The following is a 20948-nucleotide window of genomic DNA, read 5'->3' as shown; positions in this document are numbered from 1 at the left end:
GCTATACGAGCTTCGCAATCGCGTCTTTCAATTGTGCCGCCACTTCTGGGTTAGTCACTTGACCCGTAGCCAAGTCAAAATTGTCATAAAAACTCGGTACCGAGACAGACGCTTTTACATTACCACCAAAATAAGGAGCAGAATTATTTGCCGCCGCCAAAACCGATTGCGCGCCACCAGGACCTGGAGAGCTGGCTAGGTAAACAGCAGGTTTACCTTTGAATAGTTCACGGTCAATGCGTGTTGCCCAGTCAAATAAATTTTTGTACGCCGCTGGGTAGTGGCCATTATGCTCAGCAAAAGAGATAACAAACGCATCCGCTTGAGCAAGATCACGCAGAAAAGCTTGAGCGCCTTCGGCTTGACCAAGCTCTTTTTCAAGATCTTCGCTAAACATAGGAACGGTATAGTTGTTGATATCAAGCACCACCACGTCTGCACCTTCGATGAGGTGAGCGGTGTAAGTGGCCAATGCTTTATTGATTGAAGTTGAGCTGTTTGATGCTCCAAATGCGATGACTTTCATGGTGTTGCCCTTGTGTGTTCGAATATGGCTTAAGCATAGCGATCGCACAAATTAACAACAACCATAAAAATTTTACGGACTCATTCAAAGAATTCGAATGAGTTAAGTGTGCTCATCTTAAGCTTGGTTGTGAAGCTCGGTCCATAAATCGAACACAATCACACGGTCTGCAGGCGTAAGCTCTGTGCGCGCTTGCTCTAGGCTTTGCTCAATTCGTGCTTTAAACAGAGATAGATCGTCAATTCCTTCATCTTCACACGCGGCTGCAGACAAAGAAATATGACCTCGCAAATAACCACCCGCAAACAATTCATCGTCCGATGCCGTCGCAATACGTGCATCAATCATTTCCAGCAGTTTTTCTTCAAATCCAATAATCATACAACTCTCATTTTCTCTTATTATTTAGCTAGTTACCTGATAATAAAGTGCTCTAGCCTTAATTCTGTCGTACCATAAAAAGCACGTAATGCATCTGACAGCATCTTCACTCGGGGTGGAAGCCCAACCTGTAAGATAGCGACTACCTCACGATGTACCTGAGTCATAAAGGCGATACGGTCTGGTTCAAAATCGCCGTGTAGGTTGTCACAACTCACAGTAAAAGGAAAGCCAGCACTGACCGATAAAATCCACTCATACGCTTGAGGGCGCACCTCTACTTTTTCAAATTCGGCTTGGACTTGCGCGGTTCGCCCGTCTGGTTGATACCAATAGCCAAAATCTTCCATCAATCGCCGTTCAGGGCCGGCGACGCACCAATGCGCGATTTCGTGCAGTGCCGAGGCAAAGAATCCCCGTGCGAAAATGATGCGGTGATGATTAATTTGCGCATCAGCAGGCAAGTAAATCGGCTCATCACCACCGAGCTCTAAACGCGTATTGAATGGCTCAAAAAAAGTGTCATTGAACAGGGAGATCAAGTCTTGGTATTGATGTGTCATCACTCAGTCATGCAGGCAAAAATTTCTCAACGCATTCTCTTATTTTTCTGTAGTCAGGTAAAGCCATTCAATCGCCCCATTTCATTAGTTTTATTAATCGGTCAAACGGTTTCTTGGCATAAAATCTCATTCGCCATCGCCTGACTTTACTACTACACTTGCGCCTCCATTTTTAAGTTCAACCGCTTTCTCGGTTCTTATATACCTAAGGAAGTGCTGTCGGAGTACCGCATTATGTTGCTCAGTGTTTTATATATTATTGGTATTACTGCCGAAGCGATGACTGGCGCATTGAGTGCAGGCCGTCGAAAAATGGATTGGTTCGGTGTGATGTTAGTAGCGAGTGCCACTGCGATTGGAGGCGGTACGGTGAGGGATATTTTACTCGGCCATTATCCGCTAGGTTGGGTGAAGAATCCGGAGTTTTTAGCCATTACCTGTATCGCAGGCGTTCTCACCACAGGCTTAGCTAAATGGGTAATCAAACTCAAAGGGTTGTTCATTCGTTTAGATGCATTGGGGCTAATTGTGTTCAGTATCATAGGCACAAAAGTCGCAATGGGCATGGGTTTGCATCCCGGCATTTGTATGGTTTCTGCATTGGTCACTGGGGTGTTTGGTGGGTTATTACGCGATTTAATCTGCAGACAAACGCCACTGGTACTGCATGAAGAACTCTACGCTTCGGTTTCATTAGTCGCTTCAGGGCTTTATTTAACCTTACTCGCATTCGGCATCAATGATGTCACCAGCACGATAGTAACGCTTATTGTGGGTTATTTATTGCGTATGGCGGCAGTGCGTTTTAAATGGCGTTTGCCTTCTTTCCAGCTTGATGCTGAAAATCAGATTCATTAGCCATAATCCGATGTTAGATATTTGGTTAGTTAGCTGACTTGTTTCGATAAAAAATTCATTCAGCCGCGGAAATTAGCCAAACAGAAAATTGATTAAAACAAAAGCGCCCTAACAAGAAGGGCGCTTTTCATTTTAATTCGGTTATGCTGGATTAGATTTTAGGCGTTTCTGTTTGAACCGCAAAATTCTGCCCGCGATGACGAAGTAAGTGGTCCATCAACACAATCGCCAGCATTGCTTCGGCAATGGGCACAGCGCGAATACCAACGCAAGGATCATGGCGACCTTTAGTGATAAGTTGTGTGGGTTCACCCGTGCGAGTAATGGTATCGCCAGGTACTGTAATACTTGACGTGGGTTTAAGTGCAATACTGGCAACAATATCTTGTCCAGTCGAAATACCGCCTAAAATACCGCCAGCATGATTTGAGCGAAAGCCGTTCGGTGTTAGAGGATCTCGATGCTGGCTGCCTTTTTGCTGCACGACATCAAAACCGTCACCAATCTCTACCCCTTTCACCGCATTAATGCTCATCAAAGCATGTGCAATATCCGCATCTAGACGATCAAATACCGGCTCACCTAAACCAACAGGTAGGTTGGTCGCGACAACTTGAATCTTTGCACCGATCGAATCACCTTCTTTTTTCAAATCACGGATCAGTTGGTCGAATGCCGCCACTTTGTCTGCATCTGGACAGAAAAAGGCGTTATTCTCAATTTCATTCCAATCCACTTTATCGATACAAACATCACCCATTTGTGACAAGTAAGCGCGAATTTCAACCCCAAATTCTTGTTTGAGATATTTCTTCGCAATGGCTCCCGCTGCCACTCGCATCGCTGTCTCACGTGCTGATGAACGGCCACCACCACGATAGTCGCGAATGCCATATTTTTGATGGTAGGTATAATCGGCATGACCGGGGCGAAACTTGTCTTTAATGTCTGAATAATCGGTTGAACGTTGGTCGGTATTTTCAATTAATAGACCAATCGATGTACCTGTGGTTTTCCCCTCAAATACACCAGAAAGAATTTTGACTTCATCCGCTTCACGGCGCTGCGTTGTATAGCGAGATGTGCCAGGACGGCGACGATCTAGGTCTATCTGTAAGTCAGCTTCTGTAATTTCTAAGCCCGGAGGGCATCCGTCGACGATACATCCTAGTGCGATACCGTGACTTTCTCCGAATGTCATCACCCGAAAATGTTGTCCGATACTGTTTCCTGCCATTACTTCCTCAATATTGATGACACAGAGCGACATGCTCCCTATCACCGCTTCATTCTATTGTTCGTGGATTCATAGTGGCTTTATTACGAAATGATGTAAAGCCCCAAAATAAAGCAATGTGTATTTTTCTAATGGATAAAAAAACGCCAGCACTGTGGCTGGCGTTTTTATTGTGCGTACGGCATTAGTCGATATAAAGCGCAAAGTCGCTAGCGCAATCAACCAACTGCTGGCGAGTCAGCATGAATACGCCATGCCCACCATTTTCAAACTCAAGCCAAGTAAACGGAATGTGGTCATATTGGTTCATCATATGCACCATCGAATTGCCCACTTCACAGATCAAAATACCGTTATCAGTGAGGTACCCCGCCGCATTGGCCAAAATACGACGCACCAATTTCAAACCATCGGTACCGGCGGCTAAGCCGAGTTCTGGTTCGTGTTTGAACTCTTTGGGCAAACTATTCATATCTTCTTGATCCACATACGGTGGATTCGACACGATTAGGTCATATTTCTCTTTTGGCAAATCACGGAATAGATCGGAACGGATCGGGAAAACTTGTTGCTCCATACCGTGATCTTGAATATTTTGCTCTGCCACTTGCAGTGCGTCGGTTGAGATATCAATCGCATCCACTTCAGCATCAGGGAAAGCGTGGGCGCACGCAATGGCGATGCAACCGCTGCCAGTACACAAATCCATAATGCGTACAGGCTCGTCGATCAACCAAGGTTGGAACTGCGCTTCAATCAATTCGCCAATCGGTGAACGTGGCACCAGTACTCGCTCATCCACATAAAACTCAAGGCCACAGAACCAGGCTTTATTGGTTAAATAGGCGATAGGAGTACGTTCATTAATGCGCTTAATCACCCGTTCAACAATACGCAGACGTTCGCTGCCTGTTAAACGAGAATTCAGTACATGCGGAGGAACATCAATCGGAAGATAGAGTGTCGGTAGGATTAGCTGAACGGCTTCATCCCACGCATTATCGGTCCCATGACCATAAAATAAGTTGGCGGCATTAAAACGACTGACCGTCCAACGAATCATATCTTGAAGCGTGTGAAGTTCAGAAACCGCCTCTTCTACAAAAATCTTATCCAAAATTGCCTCCGAAAAGCGCTACAATACTGCCAATATCGATCTGTTAGAAAATGACCAAACCCAATGAGCCAAAAAGAGACCGAACACGATGACGCTTTCGACTTGTTTCGGGATGCAGTAAAGGGCGTTAAAAAGTTGCGACAGGATACCATAATCCAGCCGCCAAACAGAAACCCCAAACAAAAAGAAATCCGCCGTATTGCGCGGGAAGCCAGCGATACCGAATTTTATTTTTCCGATGAGTTTATACCAAAACTCAGCGATGAAGGCCCGACACGCTATGCTCGTGATGATGTGTCGAAATATGAAGTTAAACGGTTAAGACGTGGCGTCTATGTGCCGGATGTATTTTTGGATATGCACGGCATGACGCAGCAAGAAGCGAAACGAGAACTCGGGGCGATGGTTGCTTATTGTGTGAAGGAAAATATTCACTGCGCTTGTGTCCAACATGGGATTGGTAAACACATTCTCAAACAAAAAGTTCCTCTCTGGCTCGCTCAACATCCTGATGTGATGGCGTTTCATCAAGCCCCCCTTGAATTTGGCGGGCATGGCGCGGTATTGGTGCTGCTTTCTATTCCTGATAAGTGATTTAAACTGACGCTAACTTCAGCATTAACGCTTTTGCTCCAGCATAACGATGAGGATTAATGTCGTAAATCCGGTGGAATCGGCATGTTATTTTCATCGAGTTTGGGTCTTTGGCCACCGCGTTTACGATACTGCTTAAGCTGAAAGACATAAGCCAGTACCTGCGCAACCGCCACGAAAAGCCCGTCGGGGATCTCCTGCTCAAGATCGGTTGTGTGATAAAGCGCTCGAGCCAAAGGCGGTGCGGGGATGATGTGTATATCATGCGCACGTGCTACTTCACGAATTTTCATCGCCATGTGATCGACGCCTTTAGCCACCACAATCGGTGCTTTATCCGTATTTTGTTTATAGCGCAGCGCAACTGAGAAGTGTTCTGGGTTGGTGATGATTACATCCGCTTGTGGCACTTCCGCCATCATCCGCCGCTGGGCCGCTTCACGCTGCAACATCCGAATTCGGCCTTTAACCTCAGGTTTTCCTTCCGTATCTTTGTATTCGTCTTTTACTTCTTGCTTGGTCATTTTTAATTGGTCAGCGTGCTGCCAGATTTGGAATGGGATATCGATAGCGACCACGACCAATAAAGAACAACTGATCAGCAACACGAAGTTGAGCAAAATATCGAGCGCATGGAAAATATTTTGTGGATAGACATCCATGCTCAGTTGAAATAGATCTTCTTTCGATGCATTGATCAGATAAAAAGCAACGCCAGAAACAAGCAGTACTTTTAAAATGGACTTAAATAACTCAACCCAACTTTGCAAACCGAACATACGTTTTAAGCCACTGAGCGGGTTCATTTTGGAGGGCTTTGGCATCGCAGCTTCGACAGAAAAGTTAATTCCACCAATGCCAGCCGCGCCAATTAATGCAGCAATAAATAACGTGATTAAGATAAGCGAGAGTGGCAATATCAGGGTCGCAAGAGAACCAGCCGCAATATCAAACAACTTTCCGAGATCAAACACTTCTTCTCGGCTTAAGTTGAAGATTCGACCCATCAAAGCGTACAAGGCTCGGGCTAACGATTCGCCAAACCACATCAATGCAATCGCACCCACTACCAGTACCGAAACGGACGCTAACTCTTTTGAACGAGCGACTTGACCTTTTTTTCGCGCCTCGTCCAATCGCTTGGGCGTGGCGTCTTCGGTACGTTCTTGACCGTCTGACTCTGCCAAACGCGCCTCCTAACAGTTCATACGGATAAGGCGACAAATTTGTTGCTCGCCTTCTAACCAGAATAGTTCGTAATGACTATACAGGCCGCCTAAAATATACCAACAGAGTAGCAAGCCGACCAAAAGTGCAAACGCAAAACCCAACGAGAAAATGTTGAGCTGAGGGGCTGCACGAGTCATCACACCAAATGATAAGTTGACGGTTAATAGCGCAATGATGCCAGAAAGAGACATACTCAACGCCACTTTAAACATAATTCCCAGCCACAATGCGAGCTCACGAAAATCCACGGTCGTTAATGCCCCATCGCCAATAGGCAAGGTTTTGAAACTGAATACCACCAGTTGGATCATCTTTAAATGACCATCGGTTGCTAAGAAGAACAAGGTCGCTAAAAACATAAACAATTGACCAAGCAAAGGGGTGTTCTGCCCGTTTACGGGGTCGACCATTGAAGCAAAACCTAAGCTGGCTTGCATACCCAATATTTGGCCAAGCATAACAAAGGTTTGGATTATAAACTGGGTGATCATGCCCATTGCAACGCCAATAATAATCTGCTCAAAGGTGGTCAAAAAACCTTTAAATGAAAGTAGTTCAACGGTCTCTGAAACGGCAGGAATCGCGGGCATCACGGCGAAGGTAATAGCTAAACCTAAGTAGAGCCGCACTCGGGTCGGAACAAAGCGGGCCCCAGTGACTGACATCACCATCAGCATGGCGGAAATACGAGTGTAGGGCCAAAAATAGCTAGCAATCCACTCTAAAACGAGGCTTGTTGGGTACTCCATTCAAGCTCCTAGTACAGCACCTGTGGTAGCCGTTCAACGATAGAGAAGAAATACTCCATCAACATCTGCGTCATCCAATGGGCAAAGAACATCAGTGCCAGTAACGTCACAATGAGACGCGGTAAAAAGCTCAACGTCTGTTCGTTAATTGAGGTCGCGGCTTGGAAAATGGCGACCACTAAACCAATCAACAAACTCGGGATGATGATGGCGCACACCATGATAAGCACCATCCACAGTGCGTCTCGAAACAGCTCAACAAAGACTTCAGGAGTCATTCGCGCCCTCGCTATAAAGCAAAACTGCCGGCTAGCGTTGAGAGGATCAAGTTCCATCCATCCACTAGTACAAACAGCATGAGTTTAAAAGGCAGCGAGACGATCATCGGCGAAAGCATCATCATACCCATCGCCATCAAAACAGACGCCACCACTAAATCAATGATTAAAAAGGGTAAAAATAGCATAAAGCCGATTTGAAACGCTGTTTTTAGCTCCGAGGTGATGAACGCAGGGATCAGCACCGCCATCGAGACCTCTTCAGGGTTGGTTGCGTCAGAGCCCGATATCTCAACAAAGGTTTCTAAATCTTTGACTCGCGTCTGTTTCAGCATGAAGGCTTTTAGTGGCTCTTGAGCCGTATCAAACGCTTGACGCGCCGTCATCTGCTCATTGAGATATGGCTGCACAGCTTGCTCATTAATGGCGTTGATGACTGGTGACATAATGAAAAAAGTGAGAAAAATAGCGATGCCGATGATTACTTGGTTTGACGGCGTTTGTTGCAGGCCCATTGCCTGGCGCAAGATCGACATCACAATCACGATACGTGTAAAGGAAGTCATCAAAATGACCATGGCAGGCAAAAAACCCAACATGGTCATCAAGGCTAAAATTTGTAGATTGATCGAGTAATCTTGACTGCCATCTGGATTGGTCGTCATGGTAAATGCTGGAATACCGCCACCACCACTGACGCTACCAGCGGCTATCGTTTTAGAGGCGCCACTGTCTTTATTCATCGCCGTTACTGTCACCGTTTCTGCGCCTACGGCGCTGGAAGGAATTGGCGTGGCTAACTCTTGCTCTGAAAACGCAAACGGGGTAAACAATAATGCCACCAGCAACATAGAAAGATGCCATAGATGACCAAGGTAACCCAATGAGGCCGTGCGACTATTTCTTGTCATTTTTCTTTAGCAGCTGAGTCAGTTGACCGGCAAACGGACTGACCTCAGCCTCCTCCTGTTTGAGTGGGGCATCTAATTTGGCGATCAATTGGACGGATTGTGACGTGACTCCGACGAGAAATTGTTCTTCTCCCGCTTGCACAATAACGATACGCTCTTTAGTACCCACCGGCAGTTGACGTACAATGCTCAGCCCTTTTTGATTACCGAACGTGGGCACTCGCATGCGTTTTAACACCCAAGCCAAAAAGAGAATTAGCGCAATAACGAACAAAAGCGACCCGAAAGTGGTCGCTAAATCTAAGTGATCATTCGGCGCTGCCATCGCCTGGCTTGAACAGAGCAATAAACCGATCAGTTTTTTCATCCAAATACTTCTTTTTCGTAAACTGACGTTATGCTAACGCAGCTTTTTAATACGCTCAGTCTGGCTGATTACATCGGTTAAACGAATACCGAATTTATCGTTAACCACTACCACTTCTCCATGAGCAATCAAGGTGCCGTTCACCATCACATCCAATGACTCACCCGCGATGCGATCAAGCTCAACCACCGAGCCTTGGTTCAATTGCAGTAAGTTACGAATGCTGATCTTCGAACGTCCCACTTCCATCGAAATGGTCACCGGAATGTCCATGATCGTATCAAGTTTGCGGCGCTCATCTTCGGTGATCGGTGGCGAAGTGTCTTTCAATTCATCAAGAGGCGCGGCCAGAATTTCATCTACATCAATACTAGGCGCGGAGGGGTCTTCCCCTAATGCGGCTGCCCATTCGTCTGCCAATCTTTGGTCGTCACTTGGTTCCATCTTCGTTACCTACTCTATTATTCTTCGTTATCTTCTTCGTCATCATCTTCAAATTCAGACATGATGTCTTTGCCTAAAAAGGCGAGATCCGTTTTTACTACATCAGGGCGTTTAATTTTTTCAGAGACTTGAACCGCCAGTTTTTCACCAGAGCGGCCCATTTTCACTCGGTAAGTAGGCAGCTCTTCAACAAACATCGTTGCGTTTTTGGGCATTTTAATTGGGATGATATCGCCTACTTGTAGATCCATTAAGTCACGCAATGAAATGTCTTGTTCTAATAAATTGACTCGGAAATTGACGGGTACATCCATGATCTCTTCGCGCAGTGCAGAACTCCAACGCACATCGGTTTCCATTTTATCCGACTGGACACCCGCATCGAGTAACTCACGAATGGGTTCAACCATCGAATAAGGCATGACCACGTGGAAATCGCCGCCGCCGCCATCGACTTCGATATGAAACGAGCTCACTACGATCACTTCCGTTGGGCTGACGATGTTAGCCATACTTGGGTTCACTTCTGAATCCAAATATTCAAACTCAACGCCCATCACCGGTGACCAAGCCTCTTTGTAGTCACCGAAAACAATTTTTAACAGTAATTGAATGACACGTCGTTCTGTTGGCGTAAATTCGCGCCCTTCAATTCGAGCGTGGAAACGGCCATCGCCACCAAAAAAGTTTTCCACCAAAATGAAGACTAAACGCGCTTCCATCGTGACCAACGCGGTCCCTTTTAACGGACGAAAACGCACCATGTTCAAACTAGTCGGAACATAAAGCGTATTTTGGTATTCACCAAACTTCATCATCTGTACGCCGTTGATCGACACTTCAGCCGTTTTACGCAGCATGTTGAACAAACTAATACGCATGTGACGAGCAAAACGTTCGTTGATAAGCTCCAGCGTAGGCATGCGCCCACGGACGATACGGTCTTGTGAAGAGAAGTCAAAGTTAATCGCCGATTTATCGGCAACATCGTCATCGTCTTCCGCCTCATCAACACTGTCTACACCATGAAGCAGGGCATCAATTTCGTCTTGGCTTAATAAATCAGTCACTTCTCACCTACTGCATTACAAAATCAGTAAACAACACTTTTTCGATCACAGGTTGCCCAACCGCTTTAGTGAGTGCCGCTTTAATGTCATCGGTCGCCTTATCTCTCAGCTCAATTCGCCCGGTAGGGCTACGAAGCTGTTCCACAGTGGCAGACGCAAAAGTGGCCAGTAAAGAGCTTTCCACTAAAGGTGAATGGTAACGTGCAAGGCTTTCGTTTTCTGAACCTCGCACCATCAACTGCACTTTGATTTGCACCAAACGATCTTTCTTATCACCTGTGACGTTAAACACAAACGGCTGTGCAATATTAACGTAAGCCACAGGATCCGTTGGCAAAGCTTGCTGCGCTGCGGGGGCTTGCTCACTCGTGGCTTCACCCTCATCTCCGCTCATCAAAAAGAAAGCTGCACCACCACCAAGCAGTAACACTACGGCAGCAATAATGATAATCAGCAGTTTTTTCTTCCCTTTGGGGGCTTCCGCGCCTAACTCTTCATCGGCCATAATGTTCTCTATGTCGTTATTTTTAATATTAGTTTAAGCGTAATAACTGATTCCATCACGCTTTGATGCGACATTCAAATCAAGTTTGACGTCTGTATCAAGGTTTTCTTCGTCTAAATAGCTTCCGTTGCGCGCCAATTGACCAGATTGGGCATCCCCGTCGGCAGTGTAGCGCGCTTGTTGCTGACCAGCGCTCTGTTGTTGGACAGAGGTCTCACCCAACTGCACACCTTGTTGTGCCAACATTTCTCGTAGCCTTGGCATAGATTGTTCAATCACATCACGTGCTTGATGGTTAGCGACCGTAAAATGAACCGTCGTATGATCACCATTCATATTCATACGAATTTGTAAACGCCCCAATTCCGGTGGATCTAAGCGAATATCGACATGTTTAAGGTTTTTCGACATCATCATTTGCAGCCGTTCCGCCATTTGCTCACTGGCCATTTCTCGGTTAAGCAACAAAGGAGGCTGTTGCGCGGCTTGCAAGTTGTCAGCACGGCTCTGCGTCGCGTTCAAACCATGTTGCCCCAAAGCACTCGAAAGCTGCTGCGCTAATGTACCCTCTTTTTGCTCTTGAGCCGACCCTGCATCATTCACACTCGATAACGCTTTCGCGCCTAATCCGGCTTTGAATAACGCGGGGTTGAGTGGCAATTCTGCATGGGTTGCAGCTGGTATCGTGGCCTCATCTTCTATCGCTTGCGACAAAGCGCTTGCTTGCACTGACTTTGTATCTTGAGGCGGCTGAATGAATTTTCGGACTGATTCCGGCAGGATGAGTTCACCATTCTCTTCAGTCTCTGCGCTTAAGCTTGATGCCGTAGGTGACCCTTCCGCAGCCATCAAACGCTCTTTGCCCTGCTGAATAGGCAGCACACGCTCTGCATCTTGTTCCGTGATGTGCTGATCAGATAATGGAGCTTGCTCATTCACTGACGTCAGTGCTACTGGTTCAGTAGTGGGTTTAGCGAATGCATCCTGTGCTGATATTTGCGCAGCCGCTGGCGCTTTTTGCTCCACTTGATCCGAGGAGTCACCTGCGTTGTCGTCGATTTGCACGTCTACCGGATGAGTGTTTTGTGGCAAGGTTTTGCCGTTTTGGTCAGCAAGTGCTTGATTGGCGCTATTTAAACGGCCAAGGATTTCATCGCCATCGCTCATCACTTGTGCTGTTTTCTGCTGAAGAGCGGAGTCATCAACCTCTGCTGAAGGGGGTGATTTTGTTTGCGCGGTATCAACATCGGCCTCTTCACTCAATGCCTCACCAAGTTCTTTATCTAACAAGGCATCGCTACTTTGGGCTGCAACGTCATCGGTGAGCACAGCTCCCTCATCAAGCGCCTTAAAGTCAGTTTCTGCCGAAGATTCAGTGCTACGACCCATAATGAGGGCGGTCAGTTTTTCAAAAAAACCTTGAGATTCAGAACCTTCACTCACCGCATCAGAGCCTGCTTTACTCACGCTGGCCATTTTAGAGGTGTCGGATGGTGTTGTAATATTTACATTCATATCCATGATGCTCGCACTAAAAACAGAGGATGACGCGGATTCATTATTGGCCAGTAAGCCATGTTTCATCATTTTTTGACGATGGCGCAGTGGATTAACCTAATGAACTCCGTGATTAGTCAGAAGCAAGAAATGAGCCAAGCCTTCAATATCGATAAGAAAGTATGACACCCATCTTATTGGACACGTTGACGACTTGAGGCGTCAGTGACTTAAAACTTATTTTGATTAAAACTTATGTTGCTTAAAACTTGTGTTGATTAGAACGTTGCCGACTAAAGAGCAGTGTAGAAAACTCATCCATCTGCTTCTGCTCTCGTTTATCTTGCAGACGTTGCGCTTCTATCTGTTTTTTTTCAATGAGCCATTCGTAAGAGCGTCGCTGTTTTCTCACTTCCATCCAATGCTCTTGGCAGTTCTCTACCTGATTTTTGAAGTGTTGTTCTGCATCTCTTTGTTTGACAAGGGTTTCATCTAACTGGGTAAGAAATCGGTTTAAGTGTCCATATTGGCTCGCCGTCAAACCCGACATGCCGCGCTCCATAAGCTGCTGACAATAATCCAGTCGGTATTGTTCAATCTGCGCTAACTGCTTGTAATAACTCTCTAACTCATCACGCGATTTAGATAACGCCATCACGGCTTTTTCCTCTTTGTCTTTGGCTTGGTCAAGCAAAAACTCGAGTGCGTTATCCATCGATTACCCCACTTGTAAAACGTGCTTGAGCATATTGACGCACATGTCGTAAGGAACCGAATCCTTCATCCCTTGCTGCAAATATTCATCCAGTCTAGGTTTTAGCGTAAATGCACTGTCAATCGCAGGGTCCGTCCCCGGCTTGTAAGCACCGATAGAGACGAGATCTTGATTTTTCCGGCAGATGGAGAGTATTTGACGCACCGCTTTCGACATCAACAGATGTTCATCGGTGGTGATTTGTGGCATGACACGGCTGACCGATTTCTCTACATCAATCGCTGGGTAATGTCCGGCATCGGCCATTTCACGTGATAAAACAATGTGACCATCAAGAATGGCTCGCGATGCATCAGCGATCGGGTCTTGTAGATCATCCCCTTCGGTGAGCACGGTAAAGAAAGCGGTAATCGATCCTTGGTGAGGACCGCCATTTCCCGCTCGTTCAACCAAGGCGGGCAGTTTAGCAAACACCGATGGCGGATAACCTTTTGTGGCTGGCGGCTCACCCACAGATAACGCAATTTCACGTTGCGCTTGGGCAAAACGAGTCAACGAGTCCATGAGTAGCAATACATCTAACCCTTGATCACGAAAGTATTCCGCAATCGCTAACGCGGTTTGACAGCCTTTTAAACGCATCAACGGTGAGGAGTCCGCAGGCGCGGCTACCACCACTGAACGTTGACGTCCATCAACGCCTAAAATCTCTTCTATAAACTCTTTTACTTCGCGGCCACGTTCACCAATCAGCCCCACCACCACCACTTGAGCGGTTGTGCCACGAGTCATCATGCCAAGCGTTACCGACTTACCGACACCAGAACCGGCAAATAAACCAATCCGCTGCCCTTTACCCACCGTCAGTAAACCGTTGATCGCTTTTAGGCCAACGTCCAGAGGTTCTGTTATGGGTTTGCGAGCTAATGGATTGATGGGGTCAGCATTAAACGATGCGCGCTTTTCGGTATAAATAGGCCCCAGCCCATCGAGTGGATTACCGACACCATCAATCACCCGTCCAAGCAGCTCCATCCCGACTGGTAGGCCAGCGTCCCCTGTCATTGGGGTAACTTTAGCTCCGGGCAGTACGCCTGTTATCTGTTCGCTGGGCATCAGATAGAGGTTATCGCCAGAAAAGCCAACCACTTCCGCTTCCATTTCTCCGGACATGGTTTCTACTTTACATAAGCTACCAATAGGGGCTTTACAACCGGTAGCCTCAAGGGTTAAACCAACCACACGGACCAGTTTGCCCGATGCCATTGGGCGGCAGGTTAACCCTTCGGTTTTATATTGACTAAGGCGATCGGCAAGAGACAACACTATTGATCACCTTGTTGGTGACGATTGGTGCCACAAAAACTTTTCAACACGCTACGAATGCGATCTTCCATTCGATAATTCACACTCGATTCACCTGCTTCAATCTGGACGTCACCGCGATTTAATGCCGGTTCTTTGACCAATGTCCAGTTTCGGAAATCCAGCTCTTTTTCGCCATAAGCAGAATGAATCACGTCAACATCTTCTGGATGGAGTTTTAATGTGATGGCATGACCAGATACAGGCAGGGACTCAACCGACGATTTGACGGTATCTAAGATCACTTGCGGGTTGGTTTGTACCTCAACGTGAACGACTTCTTTGACCAAGGTTAAAACCATATCGACCAGCTGTTTTTCGACTTGGGCATTCATCAACTCTAGCGGTTGAGCAAATTGATTGGCAAGACCAACGAAAATATCAACCTGCTGCTGGATGAGGGTTTGCCCTTCAGCGACACCCTCGGTTTTGCCTTGCTCAACACCTTCTTGGTGTCCTGCAATCAGCCCTTCTTCTTTACCTTTTTCATAACCTTGTTTGAATCCGGCTTCTTGGCCTTGGTGCAAACCTTCTTGATAAGCCCCTTGTTTGATCTGGCCAATCTCTTCTTCGCTGAGTTGCAGCGGCTCTTCAACCACAGGCTCATCAAAACTTGGCATCCAACCGGGGTCGTAGTTCATTGCCGTTTCTTTGGCTTTTTTATTGATCTCTGCGCCGTAGTCCGGCAACCCCCACTTTTTGGCTTGTTCAATATTAGCGTCTGCATCTAAACGTAAAAAGCCGCGTTTTCTTTCTCCAGACATAATGCTACCTATTGTTGAGTCAGGGTTAGATTATAAGAATTCGTCTGCGCCGCCAGACAGCATAATTTCGCCACTGTCGGCCATACGACGTGCAATCGCCAGAATCTCTTTTTGCGCCGCTTCGACATCTGATACTTTAATCGGAGGCATGGCTTCCAGATCATCTTTCATCATCTCAGCTGCACGTTTTGACATGTTTTTGAAGATCTTCTCACGCAATGCGTCATCAGCACCTTTAAGTGCTTTTTGCAGTACATCTTGCGGTACATCACGCAGCAATTTTTGAATGCCTTGGTCGTCCACTTCGACTAAGTTCTCGAACACGAACATCAGATCTTGGATCTGTGTTGCCATGTCTTCATCTTGCTCACGCATCTGATCCATGAGGATGCCTTCGATATTGTTATCGAGGTAGTTCATGATATCAGCCGCGGCTTTCAAGCCACCAATTTTCGCCGCTTGCGCGCCCGCTTGACCGGCAAATTGTTTCTCCATGATTTCATTCAACTCAGCCAATGCCGAAGGTTGTACTTCTTCAAGGTTGGCAATGCGCATTAATAAGTCTAAACGGTCACGTTCAGCAAACTGCGCCAAAATTTCAGCCGATTGATCCGGTTCTAAATACGATAAAACAATGGTTTGGATTTGTGGGTGTTCATTAACAATGATGCTCGCCACTTGTCGTGGGTCCATCCATTTCAATGAATCCAACCCTTTTGAACCCGTGCCAAGCAAAATTTGATCGACCAAGTTATTGGCTTTATCGGCACCTAATGCAGCGATAAGCGCGTTACGCATAAAGTCTTCGCTGCCCATACCGATATTGGTGTATTTCTGAATATCTTCGAGGAAAGCACGATGCACCGCGCCCACTTTCTCTTGGCTAAGCTCTTTCGCCTTCGCCATCGCGCTACCGACTCGTTGTACCTGCTTAGGTTCAAGATGGCGGATGATGCCAGCGGCGTCCTCTTCGTTTAAGCTCAACAACAAAATAGCCGCTTTTTCATCACCAGAAATTGTTGAAATATCAACCGATGATTCTGTCACTTCTGTTCCACTCTTATTTTTATTATCAGGCATTTTGCATCCAATTCTTCACTACTTGAGCCGCAAGTTCAGGCTCATTGGCCACTAGAGCACGCACCGCTTTCAGTACATCCTCATCCTTGTGTAAGTTTGGCAAATCAATACCGGAACCAAACTCAAAGAGATCACCGCCGTCAATACCACTGCCAATTAAACTGGTTTCACCATCAGCACCAATCGGTAAACCATCAGGTCCGTACATTGGATCATCATCATCCGCAGCAGGGTTGAGCAGTTTTTTCAGCGCAGGGCGAACCAGCACCAGCACCACAACCACAATAACCAAGGCACTAGCAAACCAGCGTACCCAATCATTGAAGTTTGGATGCTCCCAAATAGGGACATCAACCATTGACTCAACTTCAGGCACGGCAAATTGCATGCTCAAGACATTCAACAAATCGCCACGGTTTTCATCAAAGCCAACCGTCCCAATCAATACTTGTCGCACGGCGCTAATTTCACTTTCGCTCAAGGGAGTATAGGTGACTTCGCCAGTCTCTGGGTTAACCGATGGTCGGTTTTTAATCGCCACCGCAACGGTTTGACGATTCACCACACCCGATTGTTTGCGTTCATGACTGATGGTGGTATCGAGTTCAAAATTGCGCGTGGCTTCTTTATGGACCGAACCTTGCCCAAGTACCGAGCCATCTTTCATCTGCGCGACGTCTTGTGGGATCGAAGCATCCGCAGGTGGCTGATTACTTAATGCACCTGGAACGCCAGCCACCACATTGCCGTTGTTATAGTCTTCAAGCGTATATTCGCTGCGTGTCGCTGGCGTATTCGGGTCAAAGCGTTTACGCGTTTGTTCAATGGCACTGAAATCCAGTTGGATATCCACTTGGGCGGTGTAATTACCAAAACCTAGAATAGGGATTAATACCGAATCAATTTTTTCACGTAGCGCCTCTTCTTGCTTGCGTTCAAGTTCTTGTTCTTTACGACGGGCTGACGACACAGGATCTTGAGAGCCTGAGCTGAGCAGCCGACCATGTTGATCAGTCACGGTAATTCGATTGGGTTTCATCCCTGGCACGGCACTGGCGACCATATCGACAATAGAGTCGACCTCTTCTTGTTTGAGGTTCGCGCCAGTTCGTAAGGTAAGAAATACGGAGGCAGAAGCATCTTGGTTATGACGAACAAATACGCTTTGCTTAGGCAGTGCCAATAACACACGAGCTTTGTTGACGAGCTTCATCTCTTCAATCGCTTTGGCAAGCTGACGTTCACGGCTAAGTTTAAGGCGCTCTTGCTCAAGGCGCTGAGAAACACCAAAGCCCATGTCTTGCATCAAGATTTCATCGCCCGCTTGCTTGTTTTGATTTAACCCTGCACGGACGAGGTTGAGTTTTAAGCTGTTGTATTCACTGGATGGCACTAAGATAGTATTACCATCTAATTTGTAGGTCAGTTTCTGCTGATCAAGATAATCGAGGACAGGAATAAGTTCTTCGGTTTCATAAGCGCCAAGCGGGCGCATTTCAGGTTCTCGAACCCAAAAGAACAACATGACAATCAGTGCCACACAGATGGAAATAGAGAGGACTAACACCACCTGGCGCAACAAGTCCAAGTCGCCCATCGCAAAATCACTTTTGGATGAACTCTTCTCTTCAAGATCTGGGTTTTGCGTGTCCATGTCTAGATCTGAGCTCGCCATTAAAGCGTGGTCAGAACCACTGGTCACGGTAAGATCGGTTGTTTGCTTATCTTCTGCCACGGCGGCTACCTAATTTATACGGGCATATTCATGAGTTCTTTGTAGGCGTCGACAAGTTTATTCCGAACTTGAATCGTCGCTTCAAAGGCTACACTCGACTTATTACGAGCAATCATCACATCCGATAGTGAGACATTTTCATCTCCCCGATCAAAGCGGGTTTGTAAATTACCTGAGGTCTTTTGCAAACTGTTCACGTTATTAATGGCTTTGGAAAGCATGTCGCCAAAATCAGCACTCACACTTTGTCCAGTTGCCGTAGGACGAGCATTGGTTGCTTCCAACATCATTGTTTGCATTTCGCTGTTTAAACCATCAAGTCTCATTGCTACCTCTAACGCCAAATCTTTGACTGCTGTGCTGCTTCTTTCTGTGATGCAGCAATTTATATGCCATCACCCACTTTGGGGTTAATTCGGGATATCAATTCCTGCATCACGCATTTTCGCTAATTTATAACGCAGTGTCCTAGGGCTAATTCCGAGCTTGTCAGCCATCTCTTTACGGCGGCCTTGGCACTCGACTAAAGTATCCATGATAATGGTGTACTCTTGATCTCTCAGCTCATCACCCAATGCAGCGCCATTGTTATTAAACAACTTGTTCACTTCGGCTTGTGCTACAGGCTTAATCTCTGGTGTGGCAATATCGCTGCGCTCTACAACTTGTTGCAGGCTGCTAGCATCTTGCCAATCAACCCCTTCCAACAAGATATGTTCACTTGCAATGTCTCCTTGCTCGCTCAAAATCAGCGCGCGTTGCACGACGTTATCAAGTTCACGGACGTTGCCCGGCCAAGCGTAACTAAGCAACTTGTTAATGGCTTGCGGCGCGATACGAGGCACAGGTAAACCAAGTTTAGTGCAGTGACGCTCTACAAGGTGGTGAGCCAGCGGTTCAATATCCCCTTTGCGGTCACGTAGCGCTGGCCATGAGATTGGAAAGACGTTGAGGCGATAATATAAATCATCACGGAAATTGCCTTCCTGCACATACTGCTTTAGGTCGCGGTTGCTGGTCGCCAATACGCGGACATCAAGCTTAATGCTTTTACGCCCCCCCAAGCGTTCCACTTCACGCTCTTGGAGTACACGCAGCAGTTTTGCTTGTAGGTTCAGATCCATCTCGCTGATCTCATCGAGTAAAATGGTCCCACCTTGTGCTTGTTCAAATTTACCCGGACAAGCTTGTACCGCTCCTGTAAATGCCCCTTTTTCATAACCAAATAAGGTGGCTTCGAGCATGTTGTCTGGAATGGCGGCGCAGTTGATCGCCACAAATGGCCCATCTTTACGCGGAGATGAGTTATGAATGTAGCGAGACATGACCTCTTTTCCAGAGCCGCTTGGGCCCAAAATCATGACGTTAGCATCGGTTTTTGCCACTTTGTCGGCAAGTGACAATAAGCGCAGGCTTTTCTCATCGGCAACAACCGCATCACCATTATCATCCGATTTCACTGGCGCGTAACGGCTAACCATGTTGAGTAGCACTTCGGGGGCAAAGGGTTTTGCCATGTAATCAATGGCGCCCTCTTTCATCGCCGAGACCGCATCTTCAATATTGGCGTACGCCGTCATCAGCAACACGGGTAAATTGGGCCAATGCTGTTTGATGTTGCGCAGCAGTGCAAGGCCACCCATGCCAGCCATTTGAACGTCAGAGACAACAATATCAACAGGATGTGCTTTGAGTTTAATCAGTGCATCTTCGGCGCAATCAGCTTCCAGCCATTCATAACCGGCCAGCGCCAAAGTATCGACTAACGCTTCGCGTAGACCTTCATCATCTTCAACGATTAAGACTTTGCTTTGAGCCATCATCCTTCTCCAGTCTCTGTTGGTGAAGAAGGGGCATGACGCTCGAGTGGAATGCACATAGTAAAGCAAGCACCCTCCCCTTCTTCTGAAATTAATTCCAATCGCCCATCATGGGCGCGGCAGACCATTTGTACCACCGCTAACCCTAACCCCGTTCCTTGTGAGCGAGTGGTAAAAAACGGTTCCATAATTTTACTTTGCAGCGCAGCAGGGACTCCCGGGCCACTGTCTTGTACCGAGATTTTCAGCTCACCATTTACCGGGCGAAAAAAGACATCAATTTGCGACGCCTTACCCGCAATTTGTATTGCGTTCATCACTAAGTTACTCAGTGCAGAGGCAATGGCATTTGCATTGCCTAACACCACAATCCCTTCTTGTTCCACTTCCTGATGATAATCAATTGCGCTATTTTTTAATGCCGTTTCCACCATGGGAACAAATTCGCTGACCAAGTCTGTCACTGTAAACGGCTGAATGACTTTATTGTCACCACCTTTGGCAAACAACAACATATCATTGACTTGTTTTTCAAGATCATGAAGCCTATCCATCAGCTTAGACTGAAAACGCTCTCTTGTAGCGTTTGGCAAGTTAGGCGCACCTAAATTTGAGGCATAGAGCATAGCGCTGGATAACGGTGTGCGAACTTGGTGTGCCAAAGACGCCACCATTCGACCGAGTGAGGATAAGCGCTGTAAATCACTGATGCGTGATTGAAGTAACCGAGTTTCGGTTAAATCGGTGATTAATATCAATTGGCCTGTTGCTGATGCTGAAATGGCTAATCTAACTTTACGACCATTGCGCAGCGAGATTTCATGCCCATCATCTTCTCTCGGCGCAAAAGCACTTTGAATGACGGAATACCATTTTTCACCTGCCAATGGGACTTGCAATAACCGCTGAGCTTCAGGGTTAGCCTCTCTGACTACGCCTTGAGTATCGAGCAAAATGACGCCAGCAGGCATCACATCAAGAACCTGTTTATAGCGCTCAACTTGATCCTCTACAGAATCTAAGTGAGATTGATTAATGGGTGTGTCAGGAGACTGCATGTCGAAATTCTACCTATAAAACAACAATAGCCTAACACGCAAAATACATGCCAGGCTATTTTTCTTTAAAATCAAAGAATTAAT

The 20948-nt window shown here is 46.7% G+C and carries 24 protein-coding genes; 2 read left to right on the top strand and 22 right to left on the bottom strand.

All coding sequences use genetic code 11. The annotated features are described in order from the left end of the window. Position 1: 1 nt before the first annotated feature. The 3 genes from AACR75_RS11895 to AACR75_RS11885 form a co-directional block, all read right to left on the bottom strand. Positions 2 to 526, bottom strand: coding sequence for an NADPH-dependent FMN reductase (locus AACR75_RS11895; protein WP_026028358.1), 525 nt, complete (start codon positions 524 to 526; stop codon positions 2 to 4). Positions 527 to 643: 117 nt separating this feature from the next. After that, positions 644 to 907: a YfcL family protein gene (locus AACR75_RS11890; RefSeq protein ID WP_013856329.1), complete on the bottom strand. Its 264-nt coding sequence runs from the start codon at positions 905 to 907 to the stop codon at positions 644 to 646. A 32-nt stretch (positions 908 to 939) separates the two neighbouring features. Further along, positions 940 to 1470 (bottom strand): elongation factor P hydroxylase, encoded by a 531-nt coding sequence (locus AACR75_RS11885; protein ID WP_017045732.1) that lies wholly within the window; start codon positions 1468 to 1470, stop codon positions 940 to 942. A gap of 234 nt (positions 1471 to 1704) precedes the next feature. Here AACR75_RS11885 and AACR75_RS11880 point away from each other — a divergent pair, with 234 nt between their 5' ends. Next, positions 1705 to 2328, top strand: coding sequence for a trimeric intracellular cation channel family protein (locus AACR75_RS11880; protein ID WP_026027295.1), 624 nt, complete (start codon positions 1705 to 1707; stop codon positions 2326 to 2328). A 151-nt stretch (positions 2329 to 2479) separates the two neighbouring features. Here the strand turns inward: AACR75_RS11880 and aroC are convergent, their stop codons facing one another. Both aroC and prmB read right to left on the bottom strand, forming a co-directional pair. Beyond that, entirely contained in the window at positions 2480 to 3565 is a 1086-nt protein-coding gene (aroC, locus tag AACR75_RS11875; protein WP_026028357.1) for a chorismate synthase, read from the bottom strand. A 184-nt stretch (positions 3566 to 3749) separates the two neighbouring features. Next, entirely contained in the window at positions 3750 to 4682 is a 933-nt protein-coding gene (gene prmB / locus AACR75_RS11870; RefSeq protein WP_013856325.1) for a 50S ribosomal protein L3 N(5)-glutamine methyltransferase, read from the bottom strand. Positions 4683 to 4745: 63 nt separating this feature from the next. On the opposite strand from prmB, the gene smrB reads away from it, so the two are divergent. After that, positions 4746 to 5276 (top strand): endonuclease SmrB, encoded by a 531-nt coding sequence (smrB, locus tag AACR75_RS11865; protein WP_013856324.1) that lies wholly within the window; start codon positions 4746 to 4748, stop codon positions 5274 to 5276. A 56-nt stretch (positions 5277 to 5332) separates the two neighbouring features. On the opposite strand, the gene flhB is transcribed toward smrB, so the two are convergent. The 17 genes from flhB to AACR75_RS11780 form a co-directional block, all read right to left on the bottom strand. Next, on the bottom strand, positions 5333 to 6463 hold the full coding sequence (gene flhB / locus AACR75_RS11860) for a flagellar biosynthesis protein FlhB (protein ID WP_013856323.1): 1131 nt from the start codon (positions 6461 to 6463) through the stop codon (positions 5333 to 5335). Between the two features lie 9 nt (positions 6464 to 6472). After that, positions 6473 to 7255: a flagellar biosynthetic protein FliR gene (gene fliR / locus AACR75_RS11855; protein WP_013856322.1), complete on the bottom strand. Its 783-nt coding sequence runs from the start codon at positions 7253 to 7255 to the stop codon at positions 6473 to 6475. 8 nt (positions 7256 to 7263) lie between these two features. Beyond that, positions 7264 to 7533, bottom strand: a complete 270-nt coding sequence (fliQ, locus tag AACR75_RS11850; protein ID WP_013856321.1) for a flagellar biosynthesis protein FliQ — start codon at positions 7531 to 7533, stop codon at positions 7264 to 7266. 11 nt (positions 7534 to 7544) lie between these two features. After that, positions 7545 to 8384, bottom strand: coding sequence for a flagellar type III secretion system pore protein FliP (gene fliP, locus AACR75_RS11845; RefSeq protein ID WP_017048873.1), 840 nt, complete (start codon positions 8382 to 8384; stop codon positions 7545 to 7547). A 46-nt stretch (positions 8385 to 8430) separates the two neighbouring features. Further along, the gene (gene fliO / locus AACR75_RS11840) at positions 8431 to 8811 is read right to left on the bottom strand and encodes a flagellar biosynthetic protein FliO (RefSeq protein WP_013856319.1); all 381 of its coding nucleotides are present in this window, start codon (positions 8809 to 8811) and stop codon (positions 8431 to 8433) included. Between the two features lie 33 nt (positions 8812 to 8844). Next, a complete protein-coding gene (gene fliN, locus AACR75_RS11835; protein ID WP_010318705.1) occupies positions 8845 to 9255 on the bottom strand; it encodes a flagellar motor switch protein FliN in 411 nt (136 codons plus the stop codon). A 17-nt stretch (positions 9256 to 9272) separates the two neighbouring features. Then, positions 9273 to 10325: a flagellar motor switch protein FliM gene (gene fliM / locus AACR75_RS11830; protein ID WP_013856317.1), complete on the bottom strand. Its 1053-nt coding sequence runs from the start codon at positions 10323 to 10325 to the stop codon at positions 9273 to 9275. 7 nt (positions 10326 to 10332) lie between these two features. Then, complete coding sequence (fliL, locus tag AACR75_RS11825) at positions 10333 to 10830, bottom strand: flagellar basal body-associated protein FliL (RefSeq protein ID WP_013856316.1); 498 nt, start codon at positions 10828 to 10830, stop codon at positions 10333 to 10335. Between the two features lie 33 nt (positions 10831 to 10863). Then, a complete protein-coding gene (locus AACR75_RS11820) occupies positions 10864 to 12417 on the bottom strand; it encodes a flagellar hook-length control protein FliK (protein ID WP_047687807.1) in 1554 nt (517 codons plus the stop codon). Between the two features lie 172 nt (positions 12418 to 12589). Continuing rightward, complete coding sequence (gene fliJ / locus AACR75_RS11815; protein ID WP_010318709.1) at positions 12590 to 13042, bottom strand: flagellar export protein FliJ; 453 nt, start codon at positions 13040 to 13042, stop codon at positions 12590 to 12592. Between the two features lie 3 nt (positions 13043 to 13045). After that, complete coding sequence (fliI, locus tag AACR75_RS11810; RefSeq protein ID WP_013856312.1) at positions 13046 to 14368, bottom strand: flagellar protein export ATPase FliI; 1323 nt, start codon at positions 14366 to 14368, stop codon at positions 13046 to 13048. After that, a complete protein-coding gene (fliH, locus tag AACR75_RS11805) occupies positions 14368 to 15171 on the bottom strand; it encodes a flagellar assembly protein FliH (protein ID WP_047687806.1) in 804 nt (267 codons plus the stop codon). The genes fliI and fliH overlap by 1 nt, the downstream gene beginning before the upstream one ends. 30 nt (positions 15172 to 15201) lie before the next feature. After that, positions 15202 to 16251 (bottom strand): flagellar motor switch protein FliG, encoded by a 1050-nt coding sequence (gene fliG, locus AACR75_RS11800; RefSeq protein ID WP_013856310.1) that lies wholly within the window; start codon positions 16249 to 16251, stop codon positions 15202 to 15204. Beyond that, entirely contained in the window at positions 16244 to 17986 is a 1743-nt protein-coding gene (gene fliF / locus AACR75_RS11795) for a flagellar basal-body MS-ring/collar protein FliF (protein WP_019281597.1), read from the bottom strand. The genes fliG and fliF overlap by 8 nt, the downstream gene beginning before the upstream one ends. Positions 17987 to 18000: 14 nt before the next feature. Beyond that, positions 18001 to 18312, bottom strand: coding sequence for a flagellar hook-basal body complex protein FliE (fliE, locus tag AACR75_RS11790; RefSeq protein ID WP_026028064.1), 312 nt, complete (start codon positions 18310 to 18312; stop codon positions 18001 to 18003). An 84-nt stretch (positions 18313 to 18396) separates the two neighbouring features. Continuing rightward, positions 18397 to 19806, bottom strand: coding sequence for a sigma-54-dependent transcriptional regulator (locus tag AACR75_RS11785; protein ID WP_026028065.1), 1410 nt, complete (start codon positions 19804 to 19806; stop codon positions 18397 to 18399). Further along, entirely contained in the window at positions 19806 to 20864 is a 1059-nt protein-coding gene (locus tag AACR75_RS11780) for a sensor histidine kinase (protein WP_047687805.1), read from the bottom strand. Before AACR75_RS11780 ends, AACR75_RS11785 begins: the two co-directional genes overlap by 1 nt. Between the last annotated feature and the right edge of the window lie 84 nt (positions 20865 to 20948).

The organism is Vibrio sp. ZOR0018 (assembly GCF_963865925.1).
Lineage (GTDB): Bacteria > Pseudomonadota > Gammaproteobacteria > Enterobacterales > Vibrionaceae > Vibrio > Vibrio anguillarum.
This window is presented reverse-complemented; position numbering and strand designations above follow the sequence as displayed.